Here is a 23,222-nt window from a genome sequence, read left to right on the forward strand (position 1 = left end):
GGTCAGGGTCCCTGTAGCTTTTCGAAGGCCTGCATGACCGGCTGGACCTCAATGTTGCTGTCGTCGACGAGCTGCAGCTGGGCGGCGAGGACGTCGCTGGTGATGGTGCTCCGGTCCGCCGCGATGCTGTGCTCCTGGGTGCCGGTGGACTGCGGCGTGGCTATCTGGTGGTAAACGAGGATGAGCCATCCGTTCATCCGGGCTGTCTCGGCGAGAGCTTCGGACAGGGTGGCCATGGTGGTCTGGTCAGTCACGTAGAAGACCTTCAGGTCCTGCTGGTCCAGGCTTTGCCGCGTATTGATGCCGTCATCCGTGCCGCGGACGATGTCGAAGTATTTGTTGGCGTACCAGTCAACCTGCGGGTCGTGGCGGCCGTACGGGGGCGCCAGGTCCCTGGTTTCAAAGCCGGCCGCTGCCAGCGCCTCTTCGCTCTTGCGCACCTGGTCGTCAAGGCGGTCCGTCCCGATGGAGGTCAGGTCCACATGTTCGTAGCTGTGCGCGGCGATTTCGTGTCCGGCCTGGTGCAGTTGCTGCACTTCGGCTGCGGTCATGAAGTTGGGCGTCTCGATGGAACTGGCGTTGATGTACTGGGTGGACCGGAAACCGTGCTGGTCCAGCAGCGGAAGTGCGCGGTCGTACACCGATTGCCAGCCATCGTCGAAAGTGATCGAGACCATGGGCTGGCTCCAGCGCAGGGGGCCGGGCTTCGTGGAGTCAGTGAGCGAATAGTTGCGGACGCTGGTGGTGCCGTCCCCGTGGGCCACCAGCGTAACCATCGCTGAGGTGGCTCCGGCGGGCGCCTGGAACGCTTCGCTGACGGTGGTCCATTCTCCGGCCGGCAGCACGGTCTCCAGGCTGTGGAACGCGCGGCCCCCGTTGGCGAGCTCGAACTCGGCCACCACATCCACCTCCCGGTCGGACCGGTAGGTGGCACCGAATACAAAGGACCTGTCACCGGTCACCGGGACGGGCTGGTACTGCCACTTGGCCTCGCCGGACTTGTAATTGGAGATGCGGGTCCAGAGGTAACTGCCGCCTGCGTCCTGGCTCCGGCCGGACTCCGCCGTCAGTGCCCCGGAGGCGTAGGGGGACCAGGCATCAGGCCCGGCCGGCTGGATTCCCGTGAGGCCAGGGTTGGGGATCAGGTTCGGCCCGGGCGGCGGCGAGGGCAGGAGCAGGACGTCGCTGGCCGGCTCCAGATAGGCTCCTTCGACCTTGAGTGCGCCGTCCGACGCCAGCCGGAAGACGTACTCGACCGCGGTGGTCGCCTCGCCGCTGTCGAAGGCATCGCTCACCGTGTAAGGGGTGTTCCCGGGCCGCTCCAGCGGATTCCGGAGCTGCTCCAGCACCGTGCTGCCATCGGCCTGAAACCGGCGGGCCAGCAGGGTGAAGTCGGTGTCACTGGAGGCAAAGGCCTTGAAAAGGTAGGTCTGGTGGGGCTTGACGTCCACGCGGGGGGTTGTCAGCGTGACGTCGCCCGTGGTGTAGCCGGTGATGTCCAGCCGGAGCGCCTGGCTTTGCAGCTCTCCGGCTGCCAGCTCCAGGGAGGTTTCGGCGGTCCCGCTGCGCCGCACGGTCCAGCCGCCCACCTGCCCGGCCGGGTCCGGCTGGCCTGATGCCGCGGGGGTGACCCCGGCCGACGGGTCGAAGGCAGGGAACAGGTTGGCGCCGGGCCGTGCCTGGGCCATGCTGGCGTTGCCCCGCGTGTACACCAGCCAGCCGGCGGTGATCAGCGCCACCACAGCCATGATGACCACGAGCGGGTTCAACAGCACACGCAGGAACCGCCGGCGTTTACGTGGCATTGGCCACCACCAGGCTGCCGGCCCGTTGCGGTGACTTCCAGGTGTTGATTTCGGGACGCCGGAAGAGGCCGCGTGAGCGCAGGATGCAGCGAAGTGCCGCTGTCAGCTGCACCAGGTCCATGATGTAGAAGAGGAAATATGCCGTGGGGGCGTAGACGGAGAGCCGGCTGCGTTCCCGCACTGTCAGGTTCTCGTCCATCCACACGGTGAGCAGGGTGTAGGCCGTGATGGTGGCGTAGGCCCCGAGGATCAACGCAGGGGTGTGCGTGGCCAGCGACCAGTAGACCGCGTACGTCCAGGCCAGTGGCGAGACCAGCAGGGTGAATTCGCTCAGCAGGGCCATGGGCATCCGGTAATAGGTCAGGGTGGGCGTGTACCTGCGGCTCGGGTTCAGCATCATGCCGCGGTACTTAATGAGGTTCTGGATGCTGCCGTACTTCCAGCGGTAGCGCTGCTTGGCCAGGGCGCGCAGCGAGAGCACGCCCTCGGTCTTGGCCACCACGTCGGCACCGTAGAGCATGCGGAAACGCCGGTTGCCAAGGTTGGTGATTTTCGCGCTCAGTCCGATGTCCTCGGTCACGGTGTCGGTGTCGTAGAAGTCCACCTTCCGCAGCACGCGCATCCGGTAGGTGGAGGCCACTCCGCCCACCACGAATTCGGCGTTCAGCAGGGAATAGAACTTCTTGGAGCGGTAGCCGATCATGTGCTCGAAGCGCTGCAGGATGCCGAGAACGGTGGTTTCCTCCAGGATCTGCACGTTGGCGGCGACTCCGGCCACGCAGGGATCGTCAAAGTAGGACAGGGCGTTGGTGATGGCTTCGGGACCGATGATCGAATCGGCGTCGAGGGTCATGGCGAACTGGCCGCGGGCGTGCCGGCGGAGCACCGAGTTCAGCGCTGCGCCCTTGCCGATGTTGCGGCGCATCCGGACCAGGTGCAGGTCCATGGTGGGGTGGCGCAGCTGGAAGTCGCGGACCAGCCTGCCGGTCAGGTCCGACGACGCGTCATCGGCAACGAAGACCTCGAAGGACCGGTAGCTGCTGTTGTCGATGGACTCAAGGGTCCTGACGATCACTGCTTCCTCATTGTGGGCGGCGATGACGATGGTTACCAGCCCCGGCACCTCCGGGCGGGCACGGCGGGTCCAGGTGGCCGTCGCAGCGCATTCCGGCTGGAATTCACCGGGTGCGCGCACGCCCCTCATGCCCTTGCGGCGCTGCTGCCAGATGTCGTAAAAGTTGGCACCCGCCAGGTAGAGACCGAAGTGCACGACGTAGAGGATGCTGACGCCGGCGAACAGCCAGAAGATGACGAGTGCGAAGTCCATCCTTACCCCTCCGTGGAGCTGGCGAGCACGGGCATCTGCCGGCGGCGGCTGCGGAAGATCCGGCGGTGCACCTGAACGGGCGCGGCCACGGCGGCAGGAAGCTCGGCCGGCTGCAGGTCTTCCCTGAAGGTGGCGTCCGCCGCCATGACCTCGATGAGTCCGGCCGGGGAACGCTCAGCCCGGGTGTCCGCGGCGGCCACCGGACCGGGCGTCAGAACGGGCGGCGCCAGCGCAGCGGCAAGTGCCCTTCGGGTGGCACCCCTGCGGTACATGCCCACGCCAACGAATCGGATCACCACAGTGAGGACCACCAGCCCCCACAGCACCAGGCTCAGCTGGGCTACGAAATCGAGCAGGCCTTCGAACATGGCCCCATCCCGGCCGAAGGTAGCCTGTGCAGGCACTGCAAAGCTTTCGATGTCCCTCATCGGAGGCCCTCCCTTGCTGTGTACGACAACTGCATCGCGTCGTTTCCCCTCTGTGTTGTGCAGGATGTCCTTCGCCGGCTTCGGGCGATACCGCTGCCGCCGCTCGAACCCTGTGCCGCCGTCCGGATGTTGGTACGCGCTTACTCGCTTCGCTGTGAGGCGTTCGTCATTGTGGAGGGGCTTCGCTGTCCGGAAACTCCTCAAAGATGCACTCCAGGGGCCGCTTTCCGGGTCCCGGTGTGTCCAAGTTACGAGTACCTGAGGATGGTTAACACGAGTACCAAGTACTCCAAAAAATTCTTGGGGATACTTACCGCAACCTGCCTTAACTACCGGGTGGTTAGGTGTTTGCCGGACAGGCAAGTAGGGGGCATTAGGTAGTCCGCCTTTCCCGGCGCGGGGAGTGGGTAGTTACCCCGGTAGAAGGGCACGGAAAACGCGAAAATGCTTGTTAACCACAAAGCAGCACCCCCGCAGTGCGGGGGTGCTGCTTTGGTGCTTAGCGGCCTGCTGGTCAGGCGTTGGCCGTGGTGCTCGTCAGGCGTTGGCCGTGGTGCTCGTTAGGCGTTGGCCTTGATGGCGGCGGCCAGGACATCGAGGCCGTCGTTCAGCAACTCATCGGTGATGACCAGCGGCGGGAGCAGCCGGATGACGTTGCCATAGGTACCGCAGGTGAGGATGATGACGCCTTCCTTCAGGCAGGCGGCGGCAACGGCCTTGGTCAGTTCCGGGTTGGGCTCCTTGGAGCCGGCGTGGACCAGTTCGATGGCGAGCATGGCACCGCGGCCGCGGATGTCACCGATCACTGCGGAGCCGGCGCCGGCCAGCTCCTCCTGCAGGGCGCTGAGCCTGGTGGTGGCCAGTTCCTCGATGTGCTTGGCGCGGGCGTTGAGGCCGTACTCCTCCATGGAGCCGATGGAAGCCAGCGCGGCAGCGCAGGCCACCGGGTTGCCGCCATAGGTGCCGCCGAGACCGCCCGGGTGGACGGCGTCGAGCAGGTCTGCCCGGCCGGTGATGGCGGACAGCGGCATGCCGCCGGCGATGCCCTTGGCCATGGTGATGATGTCCGGGATGACGCCCTCGTGGTTGACGGCGAACCATTCACCGGTGCGGCAGAAGCCGGACTGGACTTCGTCTGCGATGAAGACGATGCCCTTTTCTTTGGCCCAGGCGGCCAGTGCGGGCAGGAAGCCCTCGGCCGGGACGATGAAGCCGCCTTCGCCCTGGATGGGTTCGATGATGATCGCGGCCACCTGGTCGCCGCCGATCTGCTTCTCGATGGCAGTGATGGCGCGCTTGGCCGCCTCGGCACCGGTGATCGAGGGGTTTTCCTCGCGGTACGGGTAGCTCATGGGCATGCGGTAGACCTCGGGGGCGAAGGGGCCGAAGTTGGTCTTGTACGGCATGGCCTTGGCGGTCAGCGCCATGGTGAGGTTGGTGCGGCCGTGGTAGGCGTGGTCGAAGGCCACGACGGCGTCGCGCCCGGTGGCCAGGCGGGCCACCTTGACCGCGTTTTCCACGGCCTCGGCGCCGGAGTTGAAGAGGACGGTGCGCTTCTCGTGGTCGCCCGGGGTGAGCCGGTTCAGCTGCTCGGCGACAGCCACGTAGCCTTCGTAGGGCGTGACCATGAAGCAGGTGTGGGTGAAGTGCTCCACGGCTTCCTTGACGGCACCGACGACGGCGGGATCGGACGCTCCCACGCTGGTCACCGCGATGCCCGAGCCGAGGTCGATGAAGGAGTTGCCGTCCACGTCCTGGATGATGCCGCCGTCAGCGTCTGCCACGTAGACCGGGACGCTGGAGGCGACGCCGGCTGCGACGACCGACTTGCGGCGTTCGGTCAGTGCCACGGACTTGGGGCCGGGGAAGTCGGCCTGGACGCGGCGCTTCTGCTCCAGGCGGTAAGTGATGTCTGCTGCAGTGGTGGTCATGAGGGGTTTTCCTTCTAGGAGTCGAGGGCGGACATGACGTGCTTGATGCGCGTGTAGTCCTCCACGCCGTACATGGAGAGGTCCTTGCCGTAGCCGGACTGTTTGAAGCCGCCGTGGGGCATTTCGGCGGTGAGGAGGATGTGGGTGTTGATCCAGACAGCGCCGAAGTCGAGGTCCCGGCTGAGGCGCATGGCAGTGCCGTGGTCGGTGGTCCAGACGCTGGAGGCGAGGGCGTATTCAACCCCGTTGGCCAGCTCCACGGCTTCTTCCTCGGTGCTGAACTTCTGGACCGTGATGACGGGGCCGAAGGTCTCCTGCTGCACCACGTCATCGGTTTGCTTGGCGCCGGTGATGATGGTGGGTTCGAAGAAGTAGCCCTTCTCCCCCGCCCGGTGGCCGCCGGTTTCGATGCGGCAGTTGGCCGGCAGGTTCTCCACCACGGACGTGACGGCGTTGAAGTGGTTCACGTTGTTCAGCGGGCCGAAGTAGTTGTCTTCGTCGTTCTGGGAACCGGTGTGCAGGGTCCGGGTGTGCTCCACCATGGCGGCGACGACGTCGTCGTGCACGGAATCCTCCACCAGGACGCGGGTGATGGCGGTGCAGTCCTGGCCGGCGTTGAAGAAGGCGAACTCGGCGATGGCCGCGGCGCTCTTCTTGATGTCGGCGTCCTTGAAGACGATGGCGGGTGCCTTTCCGCCAAGTTCCAGGTGGGCGCGCTTGAGGCCCTTGGCGGCGCCGGAAGCGACTGCAATGCCGGCTCGGACCGAGCCTGTGATGGACACCAGGCCGGGGACCTTGTGGTCAACCATCATGGCGCCGGTCTTGCCGGTGCCGAGGACAACGTTCAGGACGCCGGCCGGCAGGATCTCTCCGGCCAGCCGGGCGAGGACCAGCGTGGACTCCGGGGTGGTGTCCGAGGGCTTGAGGACCACGGTGTTGCCGGCTGCCAGGGCCGGGCCGATCTTCCAGATGGCCATGAGGAACGGGTAGTTCCACGGGGCCACCTGGGCCACCACGCCGATGGGCTCGCGGCGGACGTACGAGGTGTGGCCCTCGAAGTACTCGCCGGCTGACTTGCCCTCAAGGATGCGGGCGGCACCGGCGAAGAACCGCAGCTGGTCGGCGCCGGCGGCAACTTCCTCGGACGCGATCAGGGAGCGGACCTGGCCGGTGTTGCGGTGCTGGGCCTCGACGAGTTCGTCGCTGTTGGCCTCAACGGCGTCGGCGAGCTTGAGCAGCATCAGCTGTCGCTGGCCGGGGGTTGCGTGCTTCCAGGTCTTGAACGCCTCCGCGGCAGCGGTCATTGCGGCGTCCACGTCCGCCTGCACAGAGATGGGCGAGTGCGCCACGACCTCCCCGTTGGTGGGGTTGACCACGTCCAGCACCTCGGTGCCGGCGGGAGTGACGAACTTCCCGTTGATGAAGTTCTGCAAGGTTTGGACCACGGTGTGCAACCTCTTTCTTAGGGGCCAACGCGCCCGGCGGAGACCACGGCGGATGGATGGAACTGCCTTGAGCCTATGCCAGCCCCCAACCCGAGTGAATAGCCACCTGCACACCCTTCGCGCAAGGGCTTAGTGCGGTTGTCCAGCATCCCCGTATCCTTGTTCCATGGCCATTTCCCTCGCCGCCCTGCTGGGCGTGAACTCCCTGAAGCTGTCCAAGGCAGGGGTTGCCGAGACCACCTGGCACCAGGACATCAACTGGGTTGCCGTCACCGAGCTGGAGGACCCGCAGCGGTTCCTCAACGGCGGCGAACTGATCCTCACCACAGGGCTGAGATTGAAGTCCGCACCGGAGCAGCGCCGCTTTGTCCGGCAGGTCCAGCGGGCCGGGGCCGTGGGGATCGGATTCGGGGTGGGGCTCTCACACGATGCGGTGCCGCCGGCGCTGCTGGCGGAGGCAAACCGGTGGGGCCTGCCCGTGGTGGAAGTACCGTACGAGACCCCCTTCATCGCCATCACCAAACTGGTGGCTGATGCGCAGTCCGCGGACCACTATTCCAAGCTCGAACGCCTGATCGCCGGGCACCAGATCCTGGCCCGTGCGCTGCTGACCGGCGGCGGCCTCGCCGAACTGCTCAAGCAGCTCGGCAGCATGCTCCGCACGGACATCGCGCTCACGCAGTTCACGGCCCAGCTGTACAACAGCAGCACCGCCGCCCCCGCAGCCGATGCCTGGTCCTCCTTTCCCATCCCCACCGGCCGCCGCGACGCCTGCACGCTCTGGGTCCGCCAGCCGTTCGAGGACACGGGAATTGTGGGCTATGCGCAGAACCTCATCAGCGTGGAACTGAACAACATGGTCAAGCAGCGGCAGGCGCAGCGTGCCCTGTGTGGGCAGGTGCTTGAGGACGTCATCCACGGCGCCCTGGAGACCAGTGAGGCACAGCGGAGGCTGGCCGGGGTGGGCATCAACAGCACCCGCAAGAACGTCGTCCTCCTGGCTGTCTCCCCCGCCCACCACAAGGCCTTGGGGAGCACATCGGTTCCGCGCGCACTGGAAGGCGCGGTGGCCGCCGTCGTGGGCAAGGACCTGGTAGTGGTGATCAATGACGACGGCGGCGCGGCGCCGGCCCTGGCGCGCCAGCTCAGCGACCACCTGGCTGAGGCAGGTATCCACGCCACCATCGGCATTGGCGGCGCCTACACGAAGCCGAACGGCCTGCGCTGGAGCTACTTCGAGGCCCGCGATGCCGCAGGCCACGGGCTGCCGGTCAACGAGCCTGAACGGTTGAGCCTGACCTCGCTCCTGCTGGCCAGTGAGGACGTGCCCCTGGCGGACATGGCCCACGAATCGCTGAACCCGCTGCGGGCCTTCGATGCCGCTCACGGCGCCGAGCTGATGACCACACTGGAGAGCTACCTGACCAATAACGGTTCGGTGGCGGCCGTGGCGGAGCAGCTCACCCTGCACCGAAACACCGTCCGGTACCGGCTGGCCCAGATCACCGAACTGACCGGGTACGACCCCTCGGTCACGCCGGACCGGGTGCAGCTGTGGCTTGCCCTGGCCGTGGCCCGACTGTCCGCGCGGCAGGGGAAATAGCCGCCCGATCGCTGGGCGCGGGCCAGGTGCAGAAGCCTAGGACGCGAGCCGCTGTGGAGCCCTGCGTGCGGTGGCCCGGCCGGCCCCTGGCGGCGGTTCATTGATCTCGGCCCACACGGCGTCGAGGGAAAGACCCAGGACGTCGGCGATGGCCGCAATGGTGGGGAAAGCAGGCGTGGCCACGCGGCCCGACTCGATCTTTCGCAGGGTCTCCGGAGACACCAGGGCGTCAAGCGCAGTCTCAAGCATCGAGCGCTCACCCCGGGCACGCCGCAGCAGCGCACCGAGGCGCTGTCCACGCTGGACTTCTTCGGGGGTAAGCGGCAGTCTGACCATAGTTCCAATAATAATACCGGGATAATATGACCGGTATAGTTATTGGCCGTGAACCCTGCTGGAAACACAGGGAAGCCACCCACGGAACCAGCCTGCCACCGGAAAGGGCACCGCATGATCGAGATCCTCAACCCCGCCGAGATCGCCAAGGCCCGGGTCACGGGCGCCCTGGTGGCCGACATCCTGCAGGCCATGAAGGGCCGGGCCACTGTGGGCACGAACCTGCTGGAGATCGACCGCTGGACAGCGGAGATGATTACCGAGGCGGGCGCGGAATCCTGCTACGTGGACTACGCACCCTCCTTTGGACGCGGGCCGTTCGGGCACTACATCTGCACGGGCGTCAATGACGCCGTGCTGCACGGGCTCCCCCGCGACTACGCGCTGGCAGACGGGGACCTGCTGACCCTTGACCTCGCCGTCGTCAAGGACGGCATTGCCGCCGACGCCGCCATCAGCTTCCTGGTGGGCGGTTCAGGGCCGGCCGAAAGCGTGGCCATGATCGATGCCACCGAGCGCGCCCTCGCCGCAGGCATCGCCGCCGCCGGCCCGAACGCCAAGATCGGAGACGTTTCCTACGCCATCGGCCGCGTCCTCACCGACGCCGGCTACCCCATCAACAGGCAGTTCGGCGGCCACGGCATCGGCTCCACCATGCACCAGGACCCGCATGTGCCCAACATGGGCCGGCCCGGACGCGGCTTCAAGCTCCGCCCCGGCCTGATGCTTGCCCTGGAGCCGTGGATCATGGCCGATACCGCCGAACTCGTCACCGATGCGGACGGCTGGACGCTCCGCAGCGCCACGGGCTGCCGGACGGCCCACACCGAGCACACCATCGCCATCACCGAGGACGGGACCGAGATCCTCACGCTGCCCACGGGAACGCGCCCCTAAACCCCGTTGCACTATCCAGATCGGGTCCCTAACACAGGGTTTTAGGGACCCGAAGTGATGGCGCAAAAGGGCTAGAGGACGCCGCCCCGCAGGAGGTCCCGTGACTTCCTGCGCGCCTTGCGGTACTTCTTCTCCGCGGCGGACATCAGCTCATGCTGCCTGGCCAGCAGGGCCGCAAACGGATCCGCGGCCGCCGGCGGCGCTTCGGAGCCCAGCCCGGCCAGCAGGTCCCGGGCAATGACGGCGTCGTGGTAATCGCCGAGGAACTTCTGCTGCCTGTGCGCGGCCTTGGCCACCTTCCGGGCGCGTTTGCCGCTGACGGCCGCCGCGGATTCTGCGACATGCCGCAGCCGTTTGGCATCCTTGCGGACCTGGTGGAGGGCGGTTTCGCGCTCGCTTCCCCGGCGGGCGTGCGAGGCCGCCTTATGGGAGCGCCGGATCCGCTTGGCCGCCTTGTCCACCGCTTTCGCCACCGCGCGCCGCCCCGGCTCCACGGCGGTGCCGCGGACCGGCGGGGTGTCCCGGAAATCCTCAAGGCTGTCCAGGAGCTTGAAGTAGCGCTCGGATGCCAGCGCCTCCTGAAGGAGCCGATACCCGGCGTCGAACGTTGCTCCCGCGCGGCGGTCCAGGAAATCCCGGGCCGCTTCGGTCCCCTCGCCCGGCGGCAGGCCAGCCACCTGGCCCAGCAAACGGGAGCGCAGCACCTCAGCATCCCGGGGCGCACCGAGCACCCCGCCCAGCCATGAGAGCTCGTCACGCAGGCGACGCACGGGGACTGCACGGTAGAGCTTGCGGTAGGCGGCGAGCGCAGACCGCATCCGGCGGGCGGCCGAGCGCATGTCGTGAATCGCCTCAGGCTCCTCCAGGCGTACTCCGGCGTCGTGTTCAAGAAGCTGGTTGAGCTGGCCCGCCAGGAAGACGGTGACGACGGCGGCTGCCGGAGCCTTCTTCCCCGCCAGCAGGGCGGTGCCGCCACCAGTGGCGCCGCCCGGGGCCTTCAAGGTTCGGCCTGCCCCCAACGCCTTGGCCAGCTTGGACGCATGGCCGGCCGGCCGGGCGCCGGCTGAGGCGAGGACTTTGCCGGCAGGTTCGAAGAGGCTGGCCGATCCATGGACCAGTTCCAGTTCCCATTCGCGCCAGTGCTTCGCGCTGGCGGCTGTGGCGCCGCCGAGCGGTTGGGCGTCCACCCTGTCATCGGCCAGGTCGGCCAGGTGCACGCCGTCAGGTCCGTAGAGCGGGTAGGTTGTCCGTTCGGTCTTCAGCCGAACCACGGGCACGAGGGGGTTCCCGCGCACATAGGCCTGCACATGGGCCAGCAGGCTGTCGGGTACGACGTCGGGCTGGCCCAGAGGGGCGTGCAACTCGCGTCGCCGCGGGGCTTCGGCCGCCGGGGCCGCGCCGTCACGAACGGCACCTTCGGGGGCCGTCATCCGGGAGCCGGATTCGGGGCGTGACGCTGCTTCCGCCGGCAGCTTCAGGTGCCATCCGGCGTCGGCCCCTCCTGTCCGCCGCCGCAAGGTGATGCGGCGGGACTGCAGGGTCCGCTCGCCGGTATCGAAATAGACGGCTTCCAGATCGACAGTTCGGGGCTCGCCCACCCTCGCTACTCCGGGAAGATCCTGGAGCTGCGGCACTTCGGCATCGTCGCCGACGTCGTACTTCTTCTCGACCTCCACTGCCTGCACAACCTTCACAACCGCTCCTCCCACGCGTCCGGTGCCGGCTGCGGCCGTACCGGCCGGGCCGCCGGGCTCCCGCTCGCATTCTATGGCCCCCACCTGCGGGGCCGGGAGAGCTTCCCCACAAAACCCTAGACATCAAACGTCTAACCTTTAGTCTGGAGAGATGTCCGCCTCGCCACCCCCAGCCGCCGCACGCATTTCCCCTCCGCCCGTAGTGGCAGCGCCGAAGACGCGCACCGCCGTCGTGTTCAGCGTCATCGCCCTGGTGCTCATCGGCCTGAACCTGCGCGCCGGCATCACGGGGGCGTCCGCGCTGCTGCACGACCTGCAGCTGGTGCTCGGCTACGGCCCCCTGGTGGCGGCGATCATCCCGTCCATCCCCACGCTGTGTTTCGCGCTGGCCGGCGCGGCGACATCGTGGCTGACGGGCAAGGTGGGCGTGGAAAAGGCCATCCTGCTCTCCCTGGCCCTGCTGGCCGGCGGACTCCTCCTGCGGGGCATTCCCGCGACGGGAATGCTGGTAGCCGGAACCGTGGTGGGCATGTCCGGACTGGCTGTTTGCAACGTGGCCATGCCATCCTTCATCCGCGAACACTTCGCGGCCCGCACGTCGCTGATGACGGCGGTCTACACGGTCACCATGACCACCGGCGGCACCCTGACGTCCGTGGCCGTGGTCCCGCTGGCACAGGCCCTTGGCTCGCCGTCCGCGGCGGTGGGCTCCATCGGCATCATGGCCCTGGCCGCGCTGCTGGGCTTCCTGCCCGTCACACTGCACGCCCACCGGCACAGCGCACGGCCCGCGGGCGGCGGCACCTTGCCGTGGCCGCTGCTGCGGACCCGCAAGGGCGCACTCCTCACCGCAATCTTCACGCTGCAGGCCCTGCTCGCCTACGCACTCCTCAGCTGGTTCCCCTACATGCTCACCACCCTGGGACTCAACGCCTCCGAAAGCGGCCTAATGTTCGGCGTGATGCAGCTGGTGTCCGTACCCGCCGGCGTGCTGCTGATTGCGCTGGGTTCCAGACCCGGGATGCTGCGGCCAGCGTTCTACCTGGTCAGCACCACCATGGCCGCGGGCGTGGCGCTGCTGCTGTTCCTGCCCGTCAGCCTGTCGCTCATTCCAGCAGTGCTGCTGGGATTCGGGCTGGGCATTTTCCCGCTGGTCATGGTGATGATCAGCCGCAGCGGAAGGGACACTGCCGAAACCACGGCGCTGTCCACGCTGGCCCAGTCCACCGGCTACCTCCTGGCCACCGCCGGCCCGTTCGGCATGGGCATGCTGCACAGTGCCACCGGCGGGTGGACGCTGCCGCTGGCGCTGCTGCTGGTGCTCGCCGTGGTGCAGATGGCGGTGGCGCATCTGCTCACGTCCGGGAAAGTAAAGTAGCAAGCCATGAGCCTTAGCCCGTCCGTCCGGCCCCCGCTTGCCGACGAGGTCACCGCCAAACTGCGCGCCATGATCCACTCCGGCGAGTGGCCGCTCCAACAGCGGATCCCCTCCGAATCCGAGCTCATAACCCGCCTGGGCGTTTCGCGCGGCACGCTCCGCGAGGCGGTCAAAGCCCTGGCGCACAGCGGCATGCTGGAGGTCCGGCGGGGCGATGGGACCTACGCCCGCGCCACCAGCGAAATTTCCGGCGCCGCCCGCCGGCTGTTCCAGGACCACACCGCCGAACACATCCTGGAGGTACGGCTGGGCCTGGACACCCAAGCGGCCCGGCTCGCCGCCAAGCACGCCACGGCCGACGACGTCACGGCACTCCGGGCGCTCCTCACCGCCCGGGACCAAGCCTGGCGCAGCGGGGACTGCGAAGCCTGGGCAACGGCAGACTGGGGCTTCCACGCGAAAGTGGCGCAGGCGTCCGGCAATCCCCTGCTGCATGAGCTGTATGTCAGCTTTGGCCCGGCACTGCACCAGGACCTCCTGGCGCAGCAGAAAAGGCCGGGATTCGACGGACTTCCCCTCGAGGGGCACAGCATCCTGGTTGATGCGATTGAGCGCGGCGACGCCGATGCCGCGGTGGCCACCGTCAACCGGAACCTGAACTCCTGCGCCGAATGGCTCACCGCGTAGGGAGCCCGTTTCGCCTGGGCCGGACCGGTCAGTAGGCTTACTAGCTGATCCAGCTCCCCCTCTTCCACCGCGTCACGGTGGAATTCGCTAACCCCTGAGGACCCTCGCCATGGCCCTGTTCTCCCGCCAACACCGCCGCACGTGTTCCGACCATGGAACACCCGCCACCCCGGAAGGTGGCAGCAAGACCCCGCAGCAACTGTGGGGTGACGGCTACGGCCGCGTGGGCATCCGCGCAGCCCAGACACTGCTCATCCTGGCGGTGTCCGTGGTGGCGGTGTTCGCACTCCTGCAGGTCAAGCTGCTGGTGATCCCCATGCTGATCGCCTTGATCCTGGCCGCCGCCATCAGCCCGTTCGTGAACGTCCTCAAAAGGCGCGGCATCAACGATGCGCTCGCCACGGTGATCGCCTTCGTGTCCCTCCTGGTGGTCCTGGGCGGGGTTTTCACAGTCATCTACTTCTCGGTCCGGAGCCAATGGGACGACCTGGTCCAGCAGGCCAGCTCAGGACTGGACCAGCTGCAAAGCTTCCTTCAAAGCGGACCTCTGCAGATCGACGAAGCACAGATCGATGCTGCCCGGGACGCGATCGTGGACTTCGCCACCAGCAGCCAGGCCCGCTCCGGCGCCATTACCGGCCTGTCCGTGGTGACGGAATTCCTCACCGGGGCCGTGCTCCTGGTGGTCATCCTCTTCTTCTTCCTCAAGGACGGCGAGCGGATCTGGAACTTCCTGATCAGCCCCTTCACGGGTGAGCGCGCCAGCCGCCTGCGCCGCGTGGGCACCCGGAGCCAGGAAGTGCTGGGCGGCTACGTCCGCGGAACAGCGATTGTGGCACTGGTGGACACGGTGGGGATCGGTGCCGCACTGCTGATCCTGCAGGTTCCGCTGGCGTTGCCCCTGGCCATGGTCATTTTCATTGGCGCGTTTATTCCGATTGTTGGCGCCACCATGGCGGGCATCCTCGCAGCGCTGGTGGCCCTCGTGGCCAACGGTCCGGTGGTGGCGCTGATCGTGGTGGCAGTAGTGGTGGCCGTCAACCAGCTTGAGGGCAACCTGCTTCAGCCGGTGGTCATGGGCAAGTCCCTGCAACTGCACGCCCTGGTCATTCTTCTTGCCCTCACCGCAGGCACCCTCCTGGCCGGCATTGTGGGGGCGGTCCTGGCCGTTCCAATCACGGCCGTCGCCTGGGCCATCATCAAAGTGTGGACCTCCGACGACGGCCGGGCCGCCGGGCAGGACCGGATGGTTGGCGGGACCGCCGCGAAGTAGCTGACGCACGACGACGGCCCCGCACCTTTGTCACGAAAGGTGCGGGGCCGTCGTCGTATGCCTCCCCGGCGTCAGGGGGCGGGCACTGCCAAGGTCACCGCTGCAGGCCGGCGAAGACGTTCTTGGGCCGCTGCATCTCGCCATGCTTGGCGCCGAGGACAACCACCGCCCCGGCAAAGGCGGGGATGACCCACTGGAGGGCCTTGAGCTGCTGCTGCGCGGCCTTCAGTTCATCGGACGCGCCGGGCCGCGGTTCGGTGGCACCTTCGGACCCTTCACCGGCAAGCTTTTCCACCTTCTTGCCGAGGATGCCGGAATACAGCGTGACGGCCGCGCCTGCCAGGGTCACGGCGGTCTTGATGACCGTGTCCCGGGCAACGCCGTCCTGCTTGGCGATCCGGCCCTTGTTCTCGAAGGCTATGGCGAGGTCGGCGGCGAGGTGCGTGGCGAACGCTGCCGTCTGGACGGGAGCCCACCGCATCCAGCCCGCGCTCGAGAGCCGGGTGCGTTCGGAGGGGTCCTTTGCTTCCGCTGCCGCGCCGTTCAATCCGATGGCGCCCATCAATGAGCCGCCGAACCATGCTGCTGCCGTCAGATCGTGGACTGACCGGGCAATGAGGTTTCCTGCCATGTTGTACATTCCTAACGTTGAACTGGTTCCGAGCTGCCGCCGGAGCGGCGTTGGCTGTCCGTGACCCACCCATGGCCACGTCCGCCTATGGTAAGCACACTTACTAATGTTACGAAAGCCCGTCCCTGTCGGCCGGAACGCGTAATATCGTGGCCATGGGAAACACAGGGACATTGTTCGGCTGGGCCTTCGGCGACCCGGCCCGCGAAAGTGATGGCACGTACGTTGGCGGGCTCCAGGACGAGGCGCTCCGCAACGCCCGCGAGACCGCACAGGCCAAGCACGTGGACGTGGTGGCAGGCTCGGAGGTCTTCACAGTCCTCAGCGGCAACGATTCCCTGGTGGAGCTGGACAACGCGCCGGGCCGCCTGGTGGTCCGCTGCACCGTCCACGTCGCAGGACCCGGCGCGGAGAAGCTGCGCGCCGAAGGGCCCATGAACGGCTGACCTGTGTCCGATGGCGAATCCACGCTCAGCCAGGCGGCAGACGCCGTCGAGGAAGCGTCGAACCACAAAGTCCTGGACGTCCTGGCCCGGCTGGGCTTCGCGGTCATGGCCCTGCTGCATGTGATCGTGGGAGCCATCGCCGTGGCCATTGCCTTCGGCCAACCCGGCCAGGCGGACGCCACCGGAGCCATTGAACAGCTGGCCGCCAATCCCTGGGGCCCTGCGGTCATGTGGGCCTGCGTTGCGGCCTGCACCGGGCTGTCCCTGTGGCAGGCCAGCGAGGCCACCCTCCGGATGCGCGGCGAACCACGCAAGGAACGTGTGGCAAAACTGGTGTCCTCCGGCTTCCTGGCCATCGCCTACGGCAGCGTGGGGCTCAGCTTTGCCGGCTTCGCCGTGGGGCTTCGCGGGGATTCCGGGGACAGCACGCGGGACTTCAGTGCAGCACTGATGGGCCATCCGCTGGGACCGTGGGTGCTCGTGGCGTTGGGGCTGACGATCATCGGGATCGCCGTCTACTTTGTGGTCAAGGGAGTCACCCGCGGCTTCAAGAAAGAGGAACTCTTTCATTTCAACGGGACCAGGCGCGGCAGGATCGTCGACAGCCTGGGCGTGGTAGGGCACATCGCCAAAGGCATCGCCCTCGGCCTCACCGGGCTGCTGTTCATCATCGCCGCGGCCAAGCACAGCCCGGAAGAGTCCACCGGGCTGGACGGAAGCCTCCAGGCCCTGCGCGACCACCCCTTCGGCCCCTACCTGCTGGTGGCCATCGGTGCCGGCTTCATCGCCTACGGCATCTTCGCCCTGATCCGGGCCCGGTTCGGACACATGTAGCCCGCGTGATTATGGGTAGGGAGTACATATGACCCAGCACCCGGGCGGCGCACCCGCCGCCACACGCAGCGCCGGGCAGGCGTTCGCCGCCCTGTTCCGGCTCCTGAAGGTTGCCCGGCCGGAGCGGCCCATCCATCCACACGGGCTCGGCCTGTCCGGCGAACTCACCCGTACCGGCAGCCCCGCAGCCCCGAGCGGCATCGACTGGCTCGACAACGCCGGAGTGGATGCCGTGGAAGCCCGCTTCTCACGCTCAGTAGGGCTGCCCCAGACGCTGCCCGACATCCTGGGGCTCGCACTCAGGGTGACCCCTGCCGCTGACGGCGACGCCCCTCCCGGCCCGGCGGATGTCCTGTTCGCCTCCACCGGGTGGCGGGTGCCTTGGCGTTTCCTGCTGCGGCCGCGGCTGGACGTTGCCGGCGCCACCATGACCACGCTGATGCCCTACCGCGGCCGGCAGGGCCCTGTCCTCCTGGGCCTGCGCACCCGCAGCCTCCCACCCGGATCCCTCGCGTCTGGCGAGTGGGTCCTGGGACTGCACTGGGCCACCCCGTCAGGGCGATGGCGGGAGTGCGGCGAGCTGCGGCTGCACGCCGCACCCCATCCAACGGACACTCCCCTGCGGTACGATCCGCTCGGAAACCAGCCGCCGGGGGCGCAGGCCTACGCATGGACCCGGCGCCTGCGGAAGCCCTCGTACCGTGCAGCCCAACGGACCGCACCACCCGCCGTCGGACGCCGCGCGGGCGGGCAGCCGGAACGGCCCAAACAAAGCAACGCCAGCACCCCCGCAACCGGAAGGAACGCCATGTCCACCGTTTCGCAGCACTTCAGCTCCCCGCCTGCCGACGTCTGGCGGGTCATTGCCGACGGCTGGCTGTACTCCGGCTGGGTGGTCGGCGCGTCACGCATCCGGGATGTGGACGCCGACTGGCCACAGGTGGGATCCCGGCTGCACCACTCCGTGGGCGCCTGGCCGCTGGTGATCGATGACAGCTCCCGCGTGTCCGCCGTGGAGCCGGGCCGTTCGCTGGAGCTGGTGGCCCGGGGCTGGCCGATGGGCGAGGCCAAGGTGGAGATCACCCTTGAAGAGGCCGGGGACGGCTGCCGCGTGACCATCGCCGAAGACGCCATCCGCGGACCCGGCAAGCTGGTACCCAAGGTCCTTCGGGACGCCGCCATTTCCGCCCGCAACCGGGAGACCCTCCGCCGGCTGGAACTGATGGCGGCCGGCGGTGCGGGCAAATAGCGCAGCGGGGTTAAGGGCCGGGCGGCCCGGTTAACGGCAAAGGCCCGCGGAACCGGGAGGTTCCGCGGGCCTTTGAACGGGCGTTAGACCTGCGCTGCGACGCCGTCGCGGGAAATGGCAACCATGTCCTCGCGCGGCACCACCTTGATGCGCTCACGCTTGACCTCCACGCCGTGCGATCCGCCGGCTTCGGTGGCTGCGGCACCGAGGGCGAGCTCATGGGCGTCCAGGGCCAGCCAGCCTTCCCAGCTGGTGAACTTCACGCCGCGGGCGTCCAGGAGTTCGACGACGGCGTCCTCGGCGGGTGCCGCGGCAACGGGCAGGTTTTCGCGGTCCTCGAGGAGGTAGGTGACGGTCTCGAGGGCGTCGCCCTTGGTGTGGCCGATCAGGCCGACGGGTCCGCGCTTAATCCAGCCGGTGGCGTAGATGCCCGGCACGTGGTTGCCGTCGGCGTCCAGGACGCGGCCGCCGTCGTTCGTCACAACGCCCTTCTTGTGGTCGAACTCCACGTCCGGAAGGGCGGAACCAAAGTAGCCGATGGCGCGGTACACGGCCTGGACCGGGTAGTCCACGAACTCGCCGGTGCCGCGGGCGTTGCCCGTGCCGTCCAGCTCGGTGCGCTCGAACTTGATGCCGGCCACCTTGCCGGGGGCATCGGCGTCGTCGTAGATCTCCACCGGGCTGTGCAGGAAGTGCAGGTGCAGGCGGCGGGACGCTTTGAGCTCGGAGACGTCCTCGGGCTGCTCGGCGATCCAGTTGGTGAGCGTGCCCACCATGGTCTTGGTCTGGTTGTTCGTCTGGATCTGGCGGTCCGATTCCTCGTCGAACTCGAAGTCCTCCGGGTACAGGATGATGTCCACGTCCTTGGAGTGGGACAGCTCGCGCAGTTCCAGCGGGGTGAACTTCACCTGGGCCGGGCCGCGGCGGCCGAAGACGTGCACGTCGGTGACGGGAGAGTTCTTCAGGCCCGCGTAGACGTTGTCCGGGATCTCGGAGACCAGGAGGTCATCGGCGTGCTTGGACAGGACCCGGGCCACGTCCAGGGCCACGTTGCCGTTGCCGAGCACGGCGATTTCCTTGGCCTCCAGCGGCCATTCACGGGAGACGTCCGGGTGGCCGTCGTACCAGGACACGAAGTCCGCGCCGCCGTAGGAACCGTCCAGCTCGATGCCCGGGATGTTCAGGTCCGCGTCCTTGATGGCGCCGGTGGCGAAGATGACGGCGTCGTAGTGCGTGCGGAGGTCCTCGATGGTGAGGTCCGTGCCGTAGTCCACGTTGCCGAAGAAGCGGATGTCGCCGCGGTCCAGCACCTTGTGCAGGGCGTTGACGATGCCCTTGATGCGGGGGTGGTCCGGGGCCACGCCGTAGCGGATCAGGCCGTAGGGTGCCGGGTAGCGGTCAAAGAGGTCGATGCTCACGGTCAGCTCGCCGCTCTTGACGGCCTCGCTCTTGGTGAGGATGTCCGCGGCGTAGACGCCGGCCGGGCCGGAACCCACGACGGCGACGCGCAGCGGACGCTCGGCAGAGCCTACGGTGGTGCTAGATGACACGGCTGTGTTCCTTTTCTTCGTTCCTGCCCAACTAGGTAGCACTAACTGCCGTTTTGACCGCTCATAACGGCAGTTACTGCTACCTAGTTGGGTGAGGGGGCTAGGTAGTGAGGACGCGGGTGGGGCTTGGGGTCTTGCGGGGCTGGTTGGGGCTGGTGGTGCTGTAGTCAGCGGTTTTGAAGTGCGACGGCGCGAACGGGCTCACGCGCACCACGTCACCGATGACAATCACTGCGGGATTCGCGACGCCGGCGGCTTCGGCCTGGTCCGCAATGGAACCGAGCGTTCCGATGGTGACACGCTGGTCCGGCAAATAGCCGTTTTCCACGATACCAACTGGGGTCCCGGCGGGCAGCCCGGCTTCGCCCAGCGCAGATGCCGACTCACGGAGCTGGCCCACTCCCATGAGCAGGACGATCGTGTGGTCTGCGCGGGCGGGAACTTCGGACAGTTCTTCGTGGCCGGTGACCACGCTGAAGCCCTTGGCGAGGCCGCGGTGGGTGACAGGGATGCCTGCCGCCGCGGGTACCGAGATGGCGGACGTGACGCCGGAAACCACTTCAACCTCGACGCCGTGCCGGCGGCAGTGTTCGGCTTCCTCGCCGCCGCGGCCCAGGACGTAGGGGTCGCCGCCCTTGAGACGGACCACCCGGTGGCCCTTCAGGGCTTCCTCGACGAGGATGCGGTTGATGTCCGCCTGCGGAACGGGGTGGTGGCCTGGGGTTTTGCCCACTTCGATGACGCGGACGTCCGGGGCGAGTTCGTTGAGGAGTTCCCGGGGGCCCAGGCGGTCGGCAACCACGACGTCGGCCTGGCCCAGGAGCCGGCGGCCGCGGACGGTGATGAGGCCGGTATCGCCGGGGCCGCCGCCCACCAGGGCAACGGAGCCGCGGTGGGCTCGGCGGCGGCGGAGCGGAAGGTCCCCGGTTTCGAGGGCGGTGGCCACGGCGTCCCGGACGGCCATGGCGCGGCGCGGGTCTCCGCCGGCGTTTACGGCGATCTTGACGTCATCCACCACGGCGACGGCGGGCGTCCAGGCGGCGGATGCTTCGTGGTCCGAGGCGTTAACGCACCAGACGCGTTGCGCCTCGGCGTCGGCGGATACCTGGGCGTCCACGGCGGGATTCCCGGTGGCTGTCTGGACGAACCACGCGCCGTCGACGTCCGTGGATTCGTAGGGGCGCGCTGCCCAGGTGAGCAGGCCGGCGCCGGCCATGTCCTGCAGCGCGGGAGAGGCAACGGGTGCCACGACGGTGACCAGGGCACCGGCGTCGAGCAACCCCTTGGCGCGGCGGGTGGCCACGGGTCCGCCGCCCACCACCAGCACGGGGCGGCCGAGCAGCCGCAGCGCCGTGGGGTAAATATCCTGAATTGCCATGGATCAACGGTAGGGCTGCGTCACAATGGCCCACAAAGGATCAGCAACACCAGTTCACGTAAGGTAACGCTGCGTCACATAGCCGGGCTGCCGCCGTCGTGCCTGCTGCCGTCCTGTCCCGCGGCCGCGAGGAACCGGCCGCGGTCCCGGATGAGCCGTTCCAGGTAGCGCCCGAGGACGAGGCGTTCCACGGCGCGGCCCGCGGCGCCCAACGGGGCACTGAACTCCACCCGGTCCGTCATGATGCTGCCGGTGGCCGTGGCTTCGAAGTCGTGGACGTGCCGGAAGGCCTTGAAGGGGCCCTTCACCTGCTCGTCCGTGAAGCTGCGGGGGAAGTCCAGGTGCGTGACCCGGCTGGTCATGGTGAGGGGGACGCCGAAGTGCCGTGCCCGCCAGGTGACCTCCTGGCCGCTGCCGATCAGTCCTTCGGTGATTCCCGCTACGGCCCGCTCCCCCGAGGTCCGCTGGGAATCCACGTGCAGGTCGATGCTGCGGGCCCGGTCGAACAGCTGCTCCACTGGAAGCGGGGACTCGGTGCGGCACACGAAGCTGACGGTCATGGCGCCAGTCTGCCATGGCGCGAAGCAGCAAAGAGCCCGACGGCGGGAGGTCGCCGTCGGGCTCATGCGGTGCGTTGGGAAGGTGTTGGGTCAGCGGGTGCTGCCGGCCAGCAGGCCGCGGCGGCGCAGGAGGCGCTTCTCGATGGGCGCGAACACCAGCAGTTCGATGAGGATGCCGACGCCGAGGATCAGCAGGATCGCTGACATCACCACTGTCATGTCGGACAGCGCGCGGCCCTGGTCGAGCAGCGAGCCGAGGCCGAAGCCGATGGTGCCGCCCACGGCGATGATTTCCGCGGCCATGAGGGAGCGCCAGGAGAAGGCCCAGCCCTGCTTGAGGCCACCCAGGTACCCGGGCAGCGCGGCCGGCAGGACCACCTGCAGGGCCATCTGCAGCCGGTTGGCGCCGAGGACGGTTCCCACCCGGCGGAACTGCGGCGGGATCTGGTCCACGCCGGAGATCAGCCCGTTGATGATGGAGGGGATGGCGCCCATGAACACCACGAAGTAGACGGTGGCGTCGGTGAGGCCGAACCAGATGATGGCAGCGGGAACCCAGGCCACGGAGGGCAGTACCTGCAACCCGGAAATCAGGGGTCCAAAAGCCCGGCGCAGCGGTGCAACCTGGGCCAGCAGCAGCCCCACCGGAGTAGCGATGGCCACCGAAATCAGGAAGCCCACCAGCCCGCGCTGCAGCGAGGTCCACATGGCTTCCTGCAGCTTGCCTTCGGTCCACAGGACACCCATCTGGCCCGCCACGTCCAGCGGGCCGGGCACCAGGTCGCGGCGCTTCACGCCCAGGGAGACGTAGAACTGCCAGACGAGCACCAGGACCACCAGGGCGGCCACGGGCAGGAGGATGCGGCTCCAGTCGACGCGGTGCTTGCGCTCGGCGTCGGACTGCAGTGAATCGAGCCCCGATTCGAGCTCCCGAAGGTCCTCCTTGCCGGTGGACGTCCGCGTCAAAGCGGCATGCACATGCTCAGTCCCGCCCGGTGCAGCGACCGGCTCCGTTTCTGCAAGGGGTGTGGTGTTACTTGGCATGGCGGCGAATCTCCTCACGCAGCCGGGCGGTGATGACCCCGGTGAGCTGGCCGGCGAGCCCGGCGTCGGTTCGGTGTTCCTCGGTGACGTCCCATTCCTGGACCACGCGGCCGGGGCGGGACGAAAGCAGCAGCACGCGCTGCCCCAGCCGGACGGCTTCGCGGACGTTGTGGGTGACGAAGACGATGGTGCGTCCGGTTTCCTTCCAGATGCGCTCGAGCTCGTCGTGCAGCAGGTCGCGGGTGATGGCGTCCAGGGCGGCGAACGGCTCGTCCATGAGCAGCAGCTGCCGGTCCTGGGCGAGTGAACGGGCCAGCGAGACGCGCTGGCGCATGCCTCCGGACAGCTCGTGCGGACGCTTGTCCCCCGCCGTGCCCAGGTGGACCAGTTCCAGGAGTTCCTGCGCCTTGGTCCGCCGGTCGGCTTTGCCTACGCCGCGCAGCTTGAGGGCCAGCTCGATGTTTTCCCGTGCTGTCAGCCAGGGGAACAGGGCGGCGTCCTGGAACATGAACGCTGCGCCGTCGCTGGGAACTTCGAGGGCGCCCGACGACGGCGCTTCCAGTCCGGCGATGATGTTCAGCAGGGTGGATTTGCCGCAGCCGGACGCACCGAGGAGGGCGACGAATTCGCCTTTCCCGATGGTGGCGTTGACGTCGTCCAGCACCGGGGCGCCGTCGCCGAAGCGCTTGCCCAGGTTTTCCAGTACGACTGGCATGGTGCCGTCCT

At 67.8% G+C, this 23,222-nt stretch carries 21 protein-coding genes; 8 read left to right on the forward strand and 13 right to left on the reverse strand.

The features are described from left to right. Positions 1 to 2: 2 nt before the first annotated feature. From ACFV4R_RS14700 to ACFV4R_RS14720, 5 genes are all read right to left on the reverse strand, one after another. Positions 3 to 1,805, reverse strand: coding sequence for a polysaccharide deacetylase family protein (locus ACFV4R_RS14700; protein ID WP_377203124.1), 1,803 nt, complete (start codon positions 1,803 to 1,805; stop codon positions 3 to 5). After that, on the reverse strand, positions 1,795 to 3,132 hold the full coding sequence (locus ACFV4R_RS14705) for a glycosyltransferase (protein ID WP_377203125.1): 1,338 nt from the start codon (positions 3,130 to 3,132) through the stop codon (positions 1,795 to 1,797). Before ACFV4R_RS14705 ends, ACFV4R_RS14700 begins: the two co-directional genes overlap by 11 nt. 2 nt (positions 3,133 to 3,134) lie before the next feature. After that, complete coding sequence (locus tag ACFV4R_RS14710) at positions 3,135 to 3,560, reverse strand: hypothetical protein (protein WP_377203126.1); 426 nt, start codon at positions 3,558 to 3,560, stop codon at positions 3,135 to 3,137. A 560-nt stretch (positions 3,561 to 4,120) separates the two neighbouring features. Continuing rightward, positions 4,121 to 5,491 carry a 4-aminobutyrate--2-oxoglutarate transaminase gene (gene gabT, locus ACFV4R_RS14715; protein WP_377203127.1) on the reverse strand — a complete coding sequence of 457 codons (1,371 nt, stop codon included), beginning with the start codon at positions 5,489 to 5,491 and terminating at the stop codon, positions 4,121 to 4,123. Positions 5,492 to 5,505: 14 nt separating this feature from the next. After that, entirely contained in the window at positions 5,506 to 6,936 is a 1,431-nt protein-coding gene (locus ACFV4R_RS14720; protein WP_377203128.1) for an aminobutyraldehyde dehydrogenase, read from the reverse strand. Positions 6,937 to 7,102: 166 nt separating this feature from the next. Here ACFV4R_RS14720 and ACFV4R_RS14725 point away from each other — a divergent pair, with 166 nt between their 5' ends. Continuing rightward, the gene (locus ACFV4R_RS14725) at positions 7,103 to 8,539 is read left to right on the forward strand and encodes a PucR family transcriptional regulator (protein WP_377203129.1); all 1,437 of its coding nucleotides are present in this window, start codon (positions 7,103 to 7,105) and stop codon (positions 8,537 to 8,539) included. Between the two features lie 36 nt (positions 8,540 to 8,575). Here the strand turns inward: ACFV4R_RS14725 and ACFV4R_RS14730 are convergent, their stop codons facing one another. Next, positions 8,576 to 8,875, reverse strand: a complete 300-nt coding sequence (locus ACFV4R_RS14730) for a helix-turn-helix domain-containing protein (RefSeq protein WP_377203130.1) — start codon at positions 8,873 to 8,875, stop codon at positions 8,576 to 8,578. 114 nt (positions 8,876 to 8,989) lie between these two features. Here ACFV4R_RS14730 and map point away from each other — a divergent pair, with 114 nt between their 5' ends. Then, on the forward strand, positions 8,990 to 9,772 hold the full coding sequence (map, locus tag ACFV4R_RS14735; RefSeq protein ID WP_377203131.1) for a type I methionyl aminopeptidase: 783 nt from the start codon (positions 8,990 to 8,992) through the stop codon (positions 9,770 to 9,772). A 71-nt stretch (positions 9,773 to 9,843) separates the two neighbouring features. Here the strand turns inward: map and ACFV4R_RS14740 are convergent, their stop codons facing one another. Next, positions 9,844 to 11,466, reverse strand: a complete 1,623-nt coding sequence (locus ACFV4R_RS14740; RefSeq protein ID WP_377203132.1) for a CHAD domain-containing protein — start codon at positions 11,464 to 11,466, stop codon at positions 9,844 to 9,846. A gap of 151 nt (positions 11,467 to 11,617) precedes the next feature. Here ACFV4R_RS14740 and ACFV4R_RS14745 point away from each other — a divergent pair, with 151 nt between their 5' ends. The 3 genes from ACFV4R_RS14745 to ACFV4R_RS14755 all read left to right on the forward strand — a co-directional run bounded on the left by ACFV4R_RS14745 (position 11,618) and on the right by ACFV4R_RS14755 (position 14,804). Continuing rightward, positions 11,618 to 12,844, forward strand: coding sequence for a CynX/NimT family MFS transporter (locus ACFV4R_RS14745; protein ID WP_377203133.1), 1,227 nt, complete (start codon positions 11,618 to 11,620; stop codon positions 12,842 to 12,844). 6 nt (positions 12,845 to 12,850) lie between these two features. Continuing rightward, a complete protein-coding gene (locus ACFV4R_RS14750) occupies positions 12,851 to 13,531 on the forward strand; it encodes a FadR/GntR family transcriptional regulator (RefSeq protein WP_377203134.1) in 681 nt (226 codons plus the stop codon). 109 nt (positions 13,532 to 13,640) lie between these two features. Next, a complete protein-coding gene (locus ACFV4R_RS14755; RefSeq protein WP_377203135.1) occupies positions 13,641 to 14,804 on the forward strand; it encodes an AI-2E family transporter in 1,164 nt (387 codons plus the stop codon). 94 nt (positions 14,805 to 14,898) lie between these two features. Here the strand turns inward: ACFV4R_RS14755 and ACFV4R_RS14760 are convergent, their stop codons facing one another. Beyond that, positions 14,899 to 15,435: a hypothetical protein gene (locus ACFV4R_RS14760; protein WP_377203136.1), complete on the reverse strand. Its 537-nt coding sequence runs from the start codon at positions 15,433 to 15,435 to the stop codon at positions 14,899 to 14,901. A gap of 155 nt (positions 15,436 to 15,590) precedes the next feature. Here ACFV4R_RS14760 and ACFV4R_RS14765 point away from each other — a divergent pair, with 155 nt between their 5' ends. From ACFV4R_RS14765 to ACFV4R_RS14775, 3 genes are read left to right on the forward strand one after another with little or no spacing between them, the layout of a single operon-like run. Further along, a complete protein-coding gene (locus tag ACFV4R_RS14765; protein WP_377203137.1) occupies positions 15,591 to 15,881 on the forward strand; it encodes a hypothetical protein in 291 nt (96 codons plus the stop codon). 3 nt (positions 15,882 to 15,884) lie between these two features. Next, positions 15,885 to 16,715 (forward strand): DUF1206 domain-containing protein, encoded by an 831-nt coding sequence (locus tag ACFV4R_RS14770; protein ID WP_377203138.1) that lies wholly within the window; start codon positions 15,885 to 15,887, stop codon positions 16,713 to 16,715. Between the two features lie 28 nt (positions 16,716 to 16,743). Then, on the forward strand, positions 16,744 to 17,964 hold the full coding sequence (locus tag ACFV4R_RS14775; RefSeq protein ID WP_377203139.1) for an SRPBCC domain-containing protein: 1,221 nt from the start codon (positions 16,744 to 16,746) through the stop codon (positions 17,962 to 17,964). Between the two features lie 83 nt (positions 17,965 to 18,047). On the opposite strand, the gene ACFV4R_RS14780 is transcribed toward ACFV4R_RS14775, so the two are convergent. The 5 genes from ACFV4R_RS14780 to ACFV4R_RS14800 all read right to left on the reverse strand — a co-directional run bounded on the left by ACFV4R_RS14780 (position 18,048) and on the right by ACFV4R_RS14800 (position 23,211). After that, positions 18,048 to 19,514, reverse strand: a complete 1,467-nt coding sequence (locus ACFV4R_RS14780) for an FAD-dependent oxidoreductase (protein WP_015937972.1) — start codon at positions 19,512 to 19,514, stop codon at positions 18,048 to 18,050. A 100-nt stretch (positions 19,515 to 19,614) separates the two neighbouring features. Beyond that, a complete protein-coding gene (gene cobA / locus ACFV4R_RS14785) occupies positions 19,615 to 20,892 on the reverse strand; it encodes a uroporphyrinogen-III C-methyltransferase (protein WP_377203140.1) in 1,278 nt (425 codons plus the stop codon). A gap of 74 nt (positions 20,893 to 20,966) precedes the next feature. Next, the gene (locus tag ACFV4R_RS14790) at positions 20,967 to 21,452 is read right to left on the reverse strand and encodes an SRPBCC family protein (RefSeq protein WP_377203141.1); all 486 of its coding nucleotides are present in this window, start codon (positions 21,450 to 21,452) and stop codon (positions 20,967 to 20,969) included. A 90-nt stretch (positions 21,453 to 21,542) separates the two neighbouring features. Then, entirely contained in the window at positions 21,543 to 22,496 is a 954-nt protein-coding gene (locus tag ACFV4R_RS14795) for an ABC transporter permease (protein WP_377203142.1), read from the reverse strand. Further along, the gene (locus tag ACFV4R_RS14800; protein ID WP_377203143.1) at positions 22,486 to 23,211 is read right to left on the reverse strand and encodes an ABC transporter ATP-binding protein; all 726 of its coding nucleotides are present in this window, start codon (positions 23,209 to 23,211) and stop codon (positions 22,486 to 22,488) included. The genes ACFV4R_RS14795 and ACFV4R_RS14800 overlap by 11 nt, the downstream gene beginning before the upstream one ends. Between the last annotated feature and the right edge of the window lie 11 nt (positions 23,212 to 23,222).

Origin of the sequence: Pseudarthrobacter sp. NPDC059871 (assembly GCF_042731175.1) — a bacterium.
Classification (GTDB): domain Bacteria; phylum Actinomycetota; class Actinomycetes; order Actinomycetales; family Micrococcaceae; genus Arthrobacter.